This window comes from Novosphingobium beihaiense (assembly GCF_022832375.1).
In the GTDB taxonomy this organism is placed as follows: domain Bacteria; phylum Pseudomonadota; class Alphaproteobacteria; order Sphingomonadales; family Sphingomonadaceae; genus Novosphingobium; species Novosphingobium beihaiensis.
Genome location: NZ_JALHLG010000003.1, coordinates 516,064 through 529,931, shown reverse-complemented (window position 1 = coordinate 529,931; position 13,868 = coordinate 516,064). Strand labels below are relative to the sequence as shown.

Annotated in this window: 10 protein-coding genes; 6 read left to right on the top strand and 4 right to left on the bottom strand. The window is 65.6% G+C overall.

Going from position 1 to position 13,868, the window contains the following annotated elements:
• The 3 genes from MTR66_RS03540 to MTR66_RS03530 all read left to right on the top strand — a co-directional run.
• A partial coding sequence (locus MTR66_RS03540; protein WP_327194475.1) for a glycoside hydrolase family 2 TIM barrel-domain containing protein occupies positions 1-2,617 on the top strand: 2,617 nt, incomplete at its 5' end.
• Entirely contained in the window at positions 2,614-3,501 is an 888-nt protein-coding gene (locus tag MTR66_RS03535) for a sugar phosphate isomerase/epimerase family protein (protein WP_243917960.1), read from the top strand. The genes MTR66_RS03540 and MTR66_RS03535, both read left to right, overlap by 4 nt.
• Positions 3,498-4,772: an MFS transporter gene (locus MTR66_RS03530; RefSeq protein ID WP_268740170.1), complete on the top strand. Its 1,275-nt coding sequence runs from the start codon at positions 3,498-3,500 to the stop codon at positions 4,770-4,772. The genes MTR66_RS03535 and MTR66_RS03530 overlap by 4 nt, the downstream gene beginning before the upstream one ends.
• Before the next feature lie 23 nt (positions 4,773-4,795).
• Here MTR66_RS03530 and MTR66_RS03525 read toward each other — a convergent pair whose 3' ends face one another.
• Genes MTR66_RS03525 through manD form a run of 3 tightly spaced genes read right to left on the bottom strand, consistent with a single transcriptional unit; the run spans position 4,796 to position 7,837 of the window.
• A complete protein-coding gene (locus MTR66_RS03525) occupies positions 4,796-5,653 on the bottom strand; it encodes an SGNH/GDSL hydrolase family protein (RefSeq protein WP_243917959.1) in 858 nt (285 codons plus the stop codon).
• Between the two features lie 39 nt (positions 5,654-5,692).
• Positions 5,693-6,601, bottom strand: coding sequence for a sugar kinase (locus tag MTR66_RS03520; protein WP_243917958.1), 909 nt, complete (start codon positions 6,599-6,601; stop codon positions 5,693-5,695).
• A gap of 27 nt (positions 6,602-6,628) precedes the next feature.
• Positions 6,629-7,837 carry a D-mannonate dehydratase ManD gene (manD, locus tag MTR66_RS03515; protein WP_243917957.1) on the bottom strand — a complete coding sequence of 403 codons (1,209 nt, stop codon included), beginning with the start codon at positions 7,835-7,837 and terminating at the stop codon, positions 6,629-6,631.
• Positions 7,838-7,934: 97 nt separating this feature from the next.
• Between manD and MTR66_RS03510 the strand changes: the two genes are divergently transcribed.
• From MTR66_RS03510 to MTR66_RS03500, 3 genes are read left to right on the top strand one after another with little or no spacing between them, the layout of a single operon-like run.
• Positions 7,935-8,741 carry a FadR/GntR family transcriptional regulator gene (locus MTR66_RS03510; RefSeq protein ID WP_243917955.1) on the top strand — a complete coding sequence of 269 codons (807 nt, stop codon included), beginning with the start codon at positions 7,935-7,937 and terminating at the stop codon, positions 8,739-8,741.
• Positions 8,742-8,758: 17 nt separating this feature from the next.
• Entirely contained in the window at positions 8,759-10,165 is a 1,407-nt protein-coding gene (gene uxaC / locus MTR66_RS03505) for a glucuronate isomerase (protein ID WP_243917953.1), read from the top strand.
• Entirely contained in the window at positions 10,162-11,541 is a 1,380-nt protein-coding gene (locus tag MTR66_RS03500) for a mannitol dehydrogenase family protein (RefSeq protein ID WP_243917951.1), read from the top strand. The genes uxaC and MTR66_RS03500 overlap by 4 nt, the downstream gene beginning before the upstream one ends.
• Positions 11,542-11,592: 51 nt before the next feature.
• On the opposite strand, the gene MTR66_RS03495 is transcribed toward MTR66_RS03500, so the two are convergent.
• On the bottom strand, positions 11,593-13,824 hold the full coding sequence (locus MTR66_RS03495) for a beta-glucosidase family protein (protein ID WP_243917949.1): 2,232 nt from the start codon (positions 13,822-13,824) through the stop codon (positions 11,593-11,595).
• Positions 13,825-13,868: the final 44 nt, after the last annotated feature.

Genomic DNA, 13,868 nt, shown 5'->3' with positions numbered 1-13,868 from the left:
CCTGGGGGGAGGCGTGGTTGCTGCTGTGGCGGCTCCGGCGGCGCAAGCTGAAGCCGCGCCGCGTCAGGCCGTGGAGCTGGCGGATGGATGGCGTTTCCGTTTCGGGGATGAGTCTGGCGCCGTCACCGGTCCGGGGTTCGATGATAGCGGCTGGGATCAGGTGTCGGTGCCGCACACCTGGAACCGGATCGGCGGCTATGGGCTGGAACGCGGGCCGGAAACGAACAACAAGCAGGGCATCGGCTGGTACCGGCTCATGGTAGATGCGCCCGCCGCTGCGGCGGGCATGCGCCAGTATCTGGACTTTGCGGCCGTGGCGAAGATTGCCGATGTCTGGGTGAATGGCCAGCATGTGGGGACGCACAAGGGCGGTTTTGCCCGCTTCCGTTTCGATGTGACAGACGTGTGGAAACCGGGGCAGCCGAACCTCATCGTTGTAAAGGCGGACAATTCCAAGCCGGAGCCGGACAATGCCAGCGGGCAGGTGCTTCCGCTGTCGGGCGATTTCTTCGTCGAGGGCGGCATCTACCGGCCGGTGCATCTGCTGCAATTGCCCGCCGCCTCGATCGATCCGCTCGATTACGGCGGGCCGGGGGTCTATGTGCGGGCGGCGGAGATTACCGATGCGCAAGCCGTGGTCGATGTTCGCACCCGGTTGCGCAATCAGGGCGCGGCGCGCGATCTGAAGCTGACCACGCAGATTGCCGATGCGTCGGGCAAAGTCGTGGCGCAGGCCGTGCAGCCCGTCCATCTCGCACCGGGCGCGGCCGAAATGGCGGCGCGGTTGACGGTTCCCCATCCGCACCGGTGGAACGGGCGCGCCGATCCCTATCTCTACTCCGTCACCGCCACGCTCAGCGGCGATGGCAAAGTGCTCGATCAGGTGACGCAGCCATTGGGTCTGCGCACATTCCGCTTCGATGCCGATGCCGGGTTCTTCCTCAATGGGCGCCATGTGAAGCTGCACGGCGTTTCGCGCCATCAGGACTGGCTCGGCTCGGGCTGGGCGCTCACCGACGCGCAGCACGAACGCGACATGGAGCTGATCGAGGAGCTGGGGGCAAACACCGTCCGCCAGGCGCACTATCAGCACGCGGACAAATGGACGGAACTGGCGGACAAGGCGGGTATGGTCGTCTGGGCGGAGCTGCCCTACGTCACCACGCCCTCGCTGTCCGGCGGCAAGGGTTCGGACAGTCTTTGGGCCAACGCCGACCAGCAACTGCGCGAGCAGATCCGGCAGAATTACAACCATCCCTCGATCATGATGTGGTCGGTCGGCAATGAAGTGAACGCGGCCAGGGGCTTTGGCGTCAAGGGCAAGCTGCCGCAATCGCTGCCCCTGCTCCAGCATCTCAATGCGACGGCGAAGCAGGAAGATCCGGACCGCCCCACGGCCTTCGCCGATTGCTGCGAGGGGGTGGGCATGATGAAGACCAGCGGCGAGAAGCTGGCGGGTACGACGGACCTGATCGGCTACAACCGCTACTACGGCTGGTACTATCCCAAGCCGCTCGAAGTGCGCGCGCAACTGGGCGTGATGCTCGATAAGATGCACGGGGCGCATCCCGATATTCCGATTTCGATCACCGAATATGGTGCTGGCGGGGCCGTCACCCAGCACAGTGATGATGTGAAAAGCGGCTTCGTCAATTTCGTCGGCCGCCCGCATCCTGAGGAATACGAGGCCTGGCTGCACGAACAGTCCTGGCCGGTGATCAACGCGCGCGATTTCGTGTTCGCCAGCTGGGTGTGGAACATGTTCGATTTCGCCAGCGACCTGAGGGACGAAGGCGATTCCGTCGATCTCAATGACAAGGGCCTCGTCACGGCGGACCGCAAGGTAAAGAAGGACGCCTTCTGGTACTACAAGGTGGCCTGGAGCGATGCCCCGGCGGTCCATTTCGCGGGCAAGCATTATGTCGACCGGTCCTATCCGGTCATGACCGTGAAGGCCTATGCCAATTCGCCCAAGGCCCGCTTGACCATGGGCAGCAAGGTGGTCGGAGAGGCGGACTGCACCGACGATGTCTGCGAGTGGAGGGACGTGCCGCTCGCGCCGGGGCCGAATAAGGCCGTGGTCACGACGGTGGGCGGCAAGGAGAGCCTGACCGATACCGCGACGTGGAACGGCCCCGATCCGCAAAAGGGCATCCGCATCGATGTGGGCAGCCTCGGCACCCGCGATCTGGACGGGCACCGTTACGGCTCGGATACCTTCGTGACGGGAGGCACACCCACGGTGCTCAATCTCGTGGGCTTCGGCGGGCGCTCGCTGCGCCCCCATCGCGATGTGGAAACCGCCAATCCCCAGCTTTTCGAATACTGGCGCGAGGGTGAGAGCTTCTCTTATGGCATCCCCGTGCCCGATGGGAACTGGACGGTGACGCTGCACATGTTCGAGCCCGATCCGAAGGCCTCGGATCAGCAGGCGCTCACGGTAACGGCGAACGGCACGCCCGTGATCGAAGGGCTGAATGTGCAGAAGGCCGCGGGGGGACCGCTTAAGGAAGTGGTGCGTTCGTTCCCGGTGACGGTCTCGGGCGGTGTGCTCAAGCTCGATTTCGCGAGCGTGGGGGGCAAGGCTTCGCTGGCGGCGATCGAGGTGACGAAGTGATCCGGGCATTGGACCGCCGGGCGGCGATCGCGCTGCTGGGGGCGGGCAGCCTTGGCGCCTGTGTCAGCGCCTCTGCGGCGCCTCGCCGCCGTCCGCTTGGCGTGCTTGAAATGACTGTGACCAAGGCGCTGCAGGAGGACTATGCCGGAACGCTGCGCAAGCTGGCGGGGATGGGGTACACGCATCTGGGCATGAGCCTGGCGGGCAACCGGCCCGGCGAAGTCTTCGCGCTGGGGCCGAAGGAACGGGCTGCGCTGGTGCGGGAGGCGGGCATGCAAGTCGGCGTCGCCCGCTACGGCTTTGCCGGAGGGTTTCGCGAACAGGCGGAACAGGCCGTGGAGATCGGGGCGTCGATCCTCGCTTATACCGCTGCGCCCGTGTTCTTTCGGGGCGCGAAATTCGGGCAGACCACGCGTGCTGCGTTTGACAAATGGCTGCCCGAACTGGGCAAGATGGCCGAAACCGCGCGCGAATTGGGCCTGACGCTGGTCTATCACAACCATTGGTGGGACTTTAAGCCGCTGGATGGCGAGACCCCGCTGGAAATCATCGCGCGTACCTATCCCCCAAGCCTCGTCGGCTTCGAAATCGACCTGGCCTGGGCCTGGCTTGGCGGCGCCGATCCGTTCACCGTGGTCTCCACGTATGGGCCGCGCGTCCGCTCGCTGCACCTCAAGGATGTCGATCCCTCGCGCGGCAAGGACATGATCAAGCAACTGGTGGAGCCCGGTGCGGGGCGGTTGGACTATGCCACGCTGCTGCCAAAGCTCGACAAGATCACCGATGCGATCGGCTATGTCGAAGTCGATCAGCCTGACGACGGCATGGCAGCGGCCGCTTCCGCCGCGCGCTTCCTGCTGGCCGTGCGGGCGGGCGAGGCATGATCCGCCGTATCCCGCTGCGCTGGTGGATCATCGGGCTGGTCACGCTGGGCACGGTGCTGAACTATCTGGCTCGCTCGACGCTTTCCGTGGCCGCGCCGACGATCAAGGCCGAGTTCGGCATGTCGACCGAGGAATACAGCTGGGTCGTTATGGCTTTTCAGGCAGCCTACACGGTGATGCAGACCGTAGCCGGTGCCGTGCTCGATGCGCTGGGCACGCGGCTGGGGTTCTTCATCTTCGCGATGGGCTGGGCGCTGTCCAACATGGCGCATGGGTTGGTGGGCGGATGGCAGGGTCTCGCTTTCATGCGCGGATTGCTCGGCGCGACCGAGGCGGCGGCGATCCCCGCCGGGACCAAGGCGGTTTCGGAATGGTTCCCCGCGCGCGAAAGGCCGTTGGCGACCAGCGCGTTCCAGATGGGCACGAGCGTGGGCAATATCGCCGCGCCGCCGCTGGTGGTGTTCTGCATTCTCAATTGGGGCTGGGAATCGGCGTTCTATGTGACCGGCGCGTTGAGTGTGGTCTGGGCGCTGCTCTGGTGGTTCGCTTACCGCACGCCGCAGGATCACCCGCGTATCACCCCGGCCGAGCGGGATCTGATCGTGCAGGACCAGCGGCAGACCACAGAGAGCAGCGCTCGCCCGGCTACACGCAAGGCGGTGCTGCGCTCGCGCGGTTTCTGGGCGATCGCCATCCCGCGTTTCCTCGCCGAACCGGCCTGGCAGACGTTCAATTTCTTCATCCCGCTCTATCTCGTTTCGGTCTGGGGGCTCGATCTCAAGGGCGTGGCGATGTGGGCCTGGCTGCCGTTTCTGGCGGCCGATCTGGGCTCTCTCGCCGCCGGGCTGGTGCCGCCGGTGCTGATGCGGCGCGGCGCGGGCATGATCGCCTCACGCAAGGTGACGATGACTCTGGGGGCCATGTGCATGATCGGCCCGGCCTGTATCGGCCTTGCCGGATCGCCGGGGCTCGCCATCGCGCTGTTCTGCGTGGGCGGTTTCGCGCACCAGATGCTCAATGGCGCGCTCATCACCTTGTGCTCGGACTTGTTCGAGCCGCGCACGGTGGCGACTGCCAGCGGTATGGCCGGAACGATCGCGTGGATCGGCGGGATGTTGTTCACGCTGATCATCGGCCAGAGCGCGGACGTTTACGGATACAGCCCGCTGTTCGTGGCGCTGGCCGCGCTCGATATTATGGGTGCCGCCGTGCTCTGGGCGCTCCTGCGCGGCTGGCGTGAGAACAGCAACCCCGTAAAGGCGCCCGCCTGAAGGCGGGCGCCGATCGATCCGTCCTAACCTTGCAGCTTGCGGACAAGCGCATCGGCGATGCTCCGCATCCCGGCCGCGCTCGGATGCCAGGGAGCGCCGGGGCCGGTATTTGGCGCGCCCATGCTCCACGGATCGGCATCGCAGGGTGTATGATGGGCGGAGAGAGCGCTGGTGTCTATCAGCAGTGCTCCGGTTTCCTTTGCTGCCTGAGCGGTCACGGCAGCAAGCCTCTTGCCCTGTTCACGCATCGTCGCGGCTTTCGTATCTGAAAGCGGGACGGCGGCGCAGACCTTACCGTCCGGGACGAGCGTTACATATTCCACGAAGACCAGTGTGGCTTTCGGCGATCTGGCGTGAACCTCACGGCCGATCGCGGTCAGGTGGGCTTCCAGGTTCTGCCAGTCGGCTTCCGTCGGCAATAGCAGCGGCGGACACTTGTGCCCGGCGGGATTGCAACTCGCTACGTAGACATTCCTGACATAGTTCACGTCATTGCCGCCGATCGTGACGGTCACGAGCCGCGTGTCCGGAGTGAGGGCATCAAGCTGTGCGGGAAGCTCTTTCCAGGGACCCAGAATATGCGCGGTCGTGGCGCCGCTGCACGACACGTCAATCAGGTCCAGACCCATACGTGCTGCGAGCAATGTGGCGTAGTTGTTGTTGTCGCGGCCGCAGCGCGACGGTGTGCCGGGCTTGGGGCTGCCCAGCATCGGACCGGCCGCATAGGAACTGCCCATGGCCACGTACTGTCCTGTGATTGGCAGCTTCGCAGATGGGACAGGCGCCGTGCCGGCGCAGGAGGCCAGGGTTGATGCCGTGAACATCGCAATCAATCCCGGCTTTGTCAGTGAAGCGGCTGTGCGGTACGCTTTCTTGAACATCGTTCTCCCCCTGTCTTTTTTGCCTATAATCTATGCAGTTCAAATCTTCCGGTACGGTGCCTCGTCATCTGCTGCCGGGATGGCGCCGCGCCGCATGACGCACCAGCCTGCCAGGGCATGCCCCGCCTGCGCAGCGGCTTTGTCCGGTACGCCGTTGAGGCGCGCGGCAAGATATCCCGCGCTGAAAGCATCGCCTGCGCCGCTGGTGTCGATCGGCTGCAGCGTTTCGGGGACGGGGCAGGGGCTGCCATCGGGCAGCAGGCACCCCTCCGCGCCCAGTTTCACGATCACTTCGCCGCAGCCTTGCCGTTGCCAGTGCGTGACGGTTTCTTCCGGCGTTTCCGCGCCGCTCAGCGCGGCTTCGTCTTCGAACGTGGGCAGGCCGATGTCGGCGAAGGGCAAGGCCCTGTCGCGCATGCGGATGGCGGCCTCCTGCGATTCCCACAGGCGCGGCCGGTAATTGCCGTCGAAGGCCACCAGCCCGCCGTTATCGCGCACGCGTCCGGCCAGGCGCAGCAGATCCTGCCGCCCTTGCGGAGGCAGGATCGCCAGCGAGATCAGCGAGAAATAGAGCAGGTCCGCCGTTTCCGCCCGGGCTATGGCATCGTCGATGGCTTCCAGTTCGAACATCGCGCGCGCTGCGCTCGCCTCGCGCCAGTAGGTGAAGCTGCGTTCGCCCTGCTCGTCCGTGGTGATGGCGTAGAGGCCGGTGTTGCGCTTGGGGTGTGTGACAACGAGGCTGGTATCGATGCCCTCGGCCTGCCAGCGCGCGGGTAAATCCGCGCTGAACGGATCGCTGCCCAGCGCGGTCATATAGGCCGTATCGTGCCCGCTGCGGGCCAGGTGCACGGCGGTGTTCAGCGTATCGCCGCCAAAGCCCAGATGCCAGTCATCGCCATGGCCCGAAAGTTCGAGCATGGCCTCACCCAGGCAGACGATTCTTGCCATTTCCGCAGATGTCCTTCGCCGCGAGGCTTACCAGTTCCACATCGTCCCGTCCTCCAGCCGGGCGACCGGCAGGTAGGCGGGCTTGTAGGGATACTTCGCGGCAAGCGCTTCGTCGATGTCCACGCCATGGCCCGGCGTTTCGCCCACGATCAGGTGGCCATCCTCGAAACGGTAATCATGCGGGAAGACGGCGTCTGTCTCCTCGGTGTGGCGCATGTATTCCTGAATGCCGAAGTTGGGCACCCAGGTATCGAAGTGCAGCGCGCAGCCCATCGTTACCGGCGAAAGGTCGGTGGCGCCGTGGCTGCCGGTGCGCACCTGATAGAGCGCGGCCAGATCGGCGATGCGGCGCAGATGCGTGAGCCCGCCCGCGCCGACCACGGTGGCGCGGATATAGTCGATCAGCTGGTTCTGGATCAGATCCTTGGCATCCCAGATCGTGTTGAAGATCTCGCCCACCGCCAGCGGGGTGACGGTGTGCTGGCGCACCAGTTTGAAGGCTTCCTGATTTTCGGCAGGCGTGCAGTCCTCGAACCAGAAGAGCTGGTAGGGTTCCAGCATCTTGCCCAGATTTGCCGCTTCCTGCGGGGTGTAGCGGTGGTGGCCGTCATGCAGCAGGTGATGGTCGAAGCCGTAAGTCGCGCGCAGCTTCTCGAACAGCTTGGGCACGTAGTTCAGCGCCTTGCGCGTGTCCCACCCGGTGAGCGAGGGCAGGGCGGCATCGGCCGGTTCGTAATAGAGCTTGCCGCGCCCCACGCCATAGGCATCCTTGATGCCCGGCACGCCGGTCTGCGCGCGGATCGCCTTGTAGCCCATGTCGATATAGTGGCCGACCGCATCGACCGTCTCGTCGATGTCCGCGCCATTGGCATGGCCATAGACCATCACCCGCTCGCGGCTCTTGCCGCCAAGCAGGTCATAAACCGGCATCCCGGCCATCTTGCCCTTGATGTCCCACAGCGCCATGTCCACCGCCGCTATGGCGCGCATCGTTACCGGGCCGCGCCGCCAGTAGGCACCGCGATAGAGGTATTGCCAGATATCCTCGATCCGGCGCGGGTCCATGCCGGTGAGGCAGGGGATCACGTGGTCTTCCAGATAGGAGACCACCGCCTTTTCCCGCCCGTTCAGCGTGGCGTCGCCGATGCCGTAAACGCCCTGATCGGTCACGATCTTGAGAGTGACGAAATTGCGGCCCGGGCAGGTCACAATGACTTTCGCGGACTGGATCTTCATGTTTTTCCCGATGCCCCTGATCTTCCGAGATATGCGGCGTGGCCGCAAAGCAGTTTTACCACTTGCAAGAAAGTGGTACGACCGCAATAGAAAGGTGATGCTGATGAAGAAAACCGAGCGGGCGTTACCGCGGGCCAATCCGGAACTCTCCGCGATCGGTGCGGACGAATCCCGGCTCTACAAGCGCGTTGCCGCCGCCCTGATCGAGGATCTGCAGTCGGGCAAGTTCGCCATTGGCGATAAAATGCCCGCCGAACGCGATCTGGCGGTGAGGATGAAGGTCAGCCGCCCGGTCGTTCGCGAGGCGATGCTGGCGCTGGAGGTTCTGGGGCTGATCGAGGTCCGGCTGGGGGCGGGCACGTTCGTCATCCGTCTGCCCGGCGAAAGCGACGAGCCGCGTTTCAGCGTCAGCCCGTTCGAACTGCTCGAAGCGCGTCTGGTCTTCGAAGGCGAAGCGGCGGCGCTTGCCGCTGTGCATATCACCGACGAGGAAATTGCGCGGCTGGAACAGCTCGTGGCGGCCATTCGCGAACAGAACGAGGAGCATATCGCCGAGGAGAATGCCGACATGGCCTTCCACATGGCGATCGCACGGGCCACGCGGAATGCCGCCGTGGAAAAGACCGTGGAGGATCTCTGGCTCCAGCGCTGGAATTCGGCCGAATGCACGTTGCTGCTGGAACAGGCGCGCACTGCGAACGTGCTGCCGGTGGTGGACGAGCACACCGCGATTGTGGAGGCGCTGCGCAGCCGTGATCCCAAAGCGGCCCGCACGGCCATGCGCGGGCATCTGGAAGCGGTGATCAAGCATCTGCTGTTCGCTGTCGAGGAAAAGGCGCTGGCCGAAGCGCGCAAGTCGGTGGACAGCCAGCGCCAGCGGTTCGGCGTAGTGGCGCGGATTTGACCGGTAGCGGAGGTTTGATGGCACCGTCTCTTCGTCTGTCCGCCGATCGTCTGTTTCCGGCTGACGATCGCACGCGGGGCATTGCCCGGGCGCTTTACCGGGAAGTCAGCAGCCTTCCCATCATCAGTCCGCATGGCCACACGGACCCCGCGTGGTTCGCGTCCGATGCGCCCTTTGAAAACGCCAGCGCGCTGTTGCTGCAGCCGGACCATTACCTGTTCCGCATGCTCTATTCGCAGGGCATACCGCTCGCCTCGCTGGGAATCGGGGCGGAGGGCCGCGATGCCGATCCGCGCGCGGCGTGGCGCTTGTTTGCGGCGAACTATCATTTGTTTCGCGGCACACCTTCGCGCATGTGGCTCGACTGGGTGTTCGCCGAAGTCTTCGGCCTCGATGTGCGGCTGACGGGGGACACGGCGGACCTCTATTTCGATACGATCACGGAGATGCTGGCACGGCCCGAATTCCGCCCGCGCGCCTTGTTCGAGCGGTTCAATATCGAAGTGCTGACCACCACCGAAAGCCCGCTCGATACGCTGGAGCACCACCAGGCGATCCGCAGCAGCGGCTGGTCCGGCCGGGTGCTCACTGCCTATCGCCCCGATCCGGTGGTCGATCCCGAATTCGAAGGCTTCCAGGCTAATCTCGATCGCCTCTCCGAATTGACCGGAGAGGATTGCCGCACCTGGCAGGGCTATCTCGCCGCGCACCGCCAGCGCCGCGCGTTCTTCGCCTCCATGGGGGCGACTTCGACCGATCATGGCCATCCCACGGCGGCGACGGCCGATCTGCCGATGCCCGAGGCCGAAGCGCTGTTCGCCGATGTCGCCGCGGGCCGGGCCACTGCGGCGCAGGCCGAACTGTTCCGTGCGCAGATGCTTACCGAAATGGTCGGGATGAGCCTGGAAGACGGGCTGGTGATGCAGATCCACCCGGGATCGTTCCGCAATCACAACGCACAGCTCTTCGAACGCTTCGGGCGGGACAAGGGCGCCGATATTCCGGTGGCGACCGAATATGTCCGCGCGCTGCATCCGTTGCTCTCGCGCTACGGCAATGAGGCGGGGCTGACGGTGATCCTCTTCACGCTGGACGAAACCGTCTATTCGCGCGAACTGGCACCGCTTGCAGGGCACTATCCGGCGCTGCGGCTGGGGCCTGCCTGGTGGTTCCATGACAGCCCGGAGGGGATGCGCCGCTTCCGTGAGCACGTGACCGAGACGGCCGGGTTCTACAACACCGTGGGCTTCAACGACGATACCCGTGCGTTCCTTTCGATCCCGGCGCGCCATGACGTGGCCCGGCGGATCGACTGCGCTTTCCTGGCAAGGCTGGTCGCCGAACACCGGATGGAAGAGGACGAGGCCGCCGAAGTGGCCGTGGATCTTGCCTATAACCTTCCGAAGAAGGCCTACAAATTGTGAGACTTTCGCGGGAAAACCTTGGCAGGCTGAGCCGGGACGTGGCGCGGTATGGTTATGACCGCGATGCTCAGGCGGTGGGGATCGTGCATTTCGGCATCGGTGCTTTCCACCGCGCGCATCAGGCGTGGTATACCGATGCGGCGATGAACGGCGGGGACCGGGACTGGGCGATTACCGGCGTGTCTCTGCGTTCGGGCAGCGTCGCGGAGCAGATGAACCCGCAGGACGGCCTCTATACCGTCACCGAGCGTTCGGGCGGCGTAGCGCGGACGCGCGTGATTGGTGCCGTGCGCGAGGTTCTGGTGGCGCCGCAGAGCCCGGCGGCTCTCGCGGCGGCGCTGTCTGCGCCCCGGACGCGCATCGTGACGTTCACGGTCACGGAAAAGGGTTATTGCCGCGCGCCGGACGGATCGCTCGATCTGGCCCTTGCCGATGGGGGCAGCTTCTACCCGCTGCTGGCCACAGCCCTGCGCCAGCGCCGGGATGCGGGGACCGGCGGGCTGACGCTGCTGAGCTGCGATAATCTCGCCGCCAATGGCCGCCAGCTTGCCGGGCTGATGCAGCAATACCTGACGGCGCGCGCGCCCGACCTGCTGGACTGGTTCGCCGCCGAATGCTCCTGCCCGTCCAGCATGGTGGACCGCATCGTGCCCGCCAGCACGAACGAAGACCGCGCCGGGCTGGCGGAAAGGATCGGACTGGAGGATCGTGCCGCCGTCTTCACCGAGCCGTTCAGCCAGTGGGTGATCGAGGACAGTTTCGTGGCCGGGCGGCCCGGGTGGGAGAAGGTGGGCGCACAGCTTGTCGCGGATGTTGCCCCTTACGAAACCGCCAAGTTGCGCATGCTGAACGGGGCCCATTCGGCGCTGGCCTATCTGGGGCTGGAGCATGGGCACGACTATGTGCATCAGGCCGTGGCCGACCCGGACATCCGGCCGCTGGTCGAACGGCTCATGCGGGAAGAAGCGGCCCCCACCATTGCGGCGGCACCGGGGCAGGACCTCGATGCCTATGCGTCCTCGCTGCTCGAACGCTTCGCCAATCCGGCGCTGAACCACCGGCTGGAACAGATCGCGATGGACGGCAGCCAGAAGATCCCGCAGCGCTGGCTGGAAACGCTGGCGGCGCGCGGGGCTGCCGGGGCCGGTTGCCCGGCGATCCTGACCGCGCTGGCCGCCTGGCTGCGGCACGTGCGCGGCGATGGGCACAAGGTAGACGATCCGCTGGCGGCCGAACTGGCCGGTGCCTGGAGCGCCCATGGCACGAGCGGGATCGCCGATGTCCTGTTCTGCGCGGGCGGCCTTATGGGCGGCCCATGGACCGCGCGTGAGAGCGACCGGGCCTTTCTGGCAAAGGCTTTGCCCCGGCCTGCCTGAATGCAGGCCGACCGGGGCCTTGGCGGTTCATATGCGCCTGCGCTCCAGGCTTCAGTCGGCCGGGTTCTTCCAGTGTCTCGCGGCCATGTGCACTGTCGTTGCCGGGCCAAGATGTTCCGCGTCCGATCCCAGCGCGAAGGCATAGTCGCCCGCCGGGATCGACCAGCCGCCGTCCTTCCAGTCCGCCAGCAGGCGCGGGTCGATCGTGACCGTGACCTTTTGCGAGGCCCCCGGCGCCAGCTCGACGCGCTGGAAGCCGACAAGGCGCTGCTTGGTCTCACCCCCGCGCGAGACGAGGTAGAGCTGGCCCACCGTCGCGCCCGCGCGCGTGCCGGTGTTGCGCAAGGTGAAGCTGGCGGTCTTGCCGTCGGTCTTCAGGCCATCCGAGGCAAAAGTGGTGTAGGAAAGGCCATAGCCGAACGGGAAGAGTGCTTTTTCTCCCTTGCGGGCAAACCAGCGGTAGCCGACGTCCGATCCCTCGATGTTGTAATTCGCATAGAGCTTGGTGTCCGGCGTGGGCGGCGCGCCCGTCTCGCTGGGTTCGAACTGGCCATAGCCGTCGAGCACCGGGCGCGGCAGCTGATCGACGCTCTTGGGGAAGGTGATCGGGAGATGGCCGGAGGGGTTGGTCTCGCCGAACAGCACCGAGGCGATCGCTTCGCCGCCGCGCGCGCCGGGATACCAGGCTTCCAGCACGGCGGCGGTCTTGTCGAGCCAGGGCATGGCGACCGGATTGCCGGTTTCCAGCACGACGATGGTGTTGGGATTGGCCGCGGCCACGGCGGAGATCAGCGCGTCCTGCCCGTTGGGCAGCGAAAGGTCGGGCAGATCGCGGCCTTCGGTCGCCCACTTGGTGGCGAAAATGATCGCCACGTCGGCCTTCTTCGCTGCGATGACGGCATCGGCGATATAGTCGCCCATGTGCCATGAGACATCGGCGTCCGGGGCCATGGCCTTGATCGCCTTTACCGGCGAGGAGCGCTGATAGGTCTTGGCGGCGAAAGCGCCGTATGGGCCGTCTATCCCCAGTGGAATGGAGACGACGGGGCCGCCTTCGCCCTGCACCTGGCTGGAGCCGCCGCCCGAGAGCACGCCGACGCTGGCATAGCCGCCGATCACCGCGATGTGCTTTGCGGTCCTGGCCAGCGGCAGCGCGCCGTCTTCGTTGCGCAGCAGGACAATGCCTTGTTTGGCGACCTCTTCCGCCACTTTGGCATGCGCGGCGAAATCGATCTTGCCGCCGGGCGTGGCCGGGTGCTTGTCGATCCCGGCGGCGTAGATCGCGGTGAGGATGCGCTTGTTCATGTCATCGAGGCGCGCGGCATAGCGCGGGTCTTTCGCGGCGGCCTCGGCCAGCGGCTTGCCGAAGAATGCTGCCTTGTCGAGCTGCGAACCCGACTGCTGGTCGAGCCCGTCGAGCGCGGTTTCCAGCGAGGGCACGGCGCCCCAGTCGGACATGACGAAGCCCTTGTAGTGCCAGCTGTCCTTGAGGACCGTGTTGAGCAGGTAATCGCTGTCGCAGGTCTGCTTGCCGTCAAGGCGGTTGTAAGCGCACATGACCGAGAGCGGATTGCCCTTCTCGATGCCGATCTGGAAGGCGAGCAGGTCGCTCTCGCGCGCGGCGGCATCGGAGATCTGCACGTCCACGAACTTGCGCCCGGTTTCCTGGCCGTTGAACGCGAAGTGCTTGATCGTCGAGATGATGTGGTTCGACTGGACACCGGCAATCGCCGCGCCGACCAGATCGCCGGTCAGCAGCGGATCTTCGGAGAGATATTCGAAAGTGCGCCCGTTGCGCGGATCGCGCATCAGGTTGGCGCCGCCCGCGAGCAGGACATTGAAGCCCTTGGCGCGCGCTTCCGCACCGATCATCGCTCCGCCTTCGCGCATCAGGCCGGGGTTCCAGGTGGAAGCCATGGCCACGCCCGAGGGCAGGGCGGTGGCCCCGTCCTTGCGCACGCCCATCAGGTAGGCAACGCCCAGGCTGGCGTCGGTTTCCTTGAGCGCGGGAACGCCCAGCCGCTCGATCCCGGCGACGTAGCCCGCGCCGGGGACCGACCCGGCGGGCGGCGGCGAGGCATTGGCGCCGAATGCGAAGGGCAGGATGCCCTTCGTCAGCACGGTCTTTTCCTCCGGCTTCATCGCTTTCACGGTTGCTTCCGCATGCGCTTCGGCCGCTGCCATGCCGGGGTCGGCAGGCTTGGCGCCGGTCTTGGCCAAGGCAGGGCCTGCGTTGGCGGAAAGGGCTAGAGCGGCGGCCGACAGGGCAAGTGCTGCGCGCATGGGGGATTTCTCCGGTAGTCGTTGAAGGGAGGAAGGTGTTACGG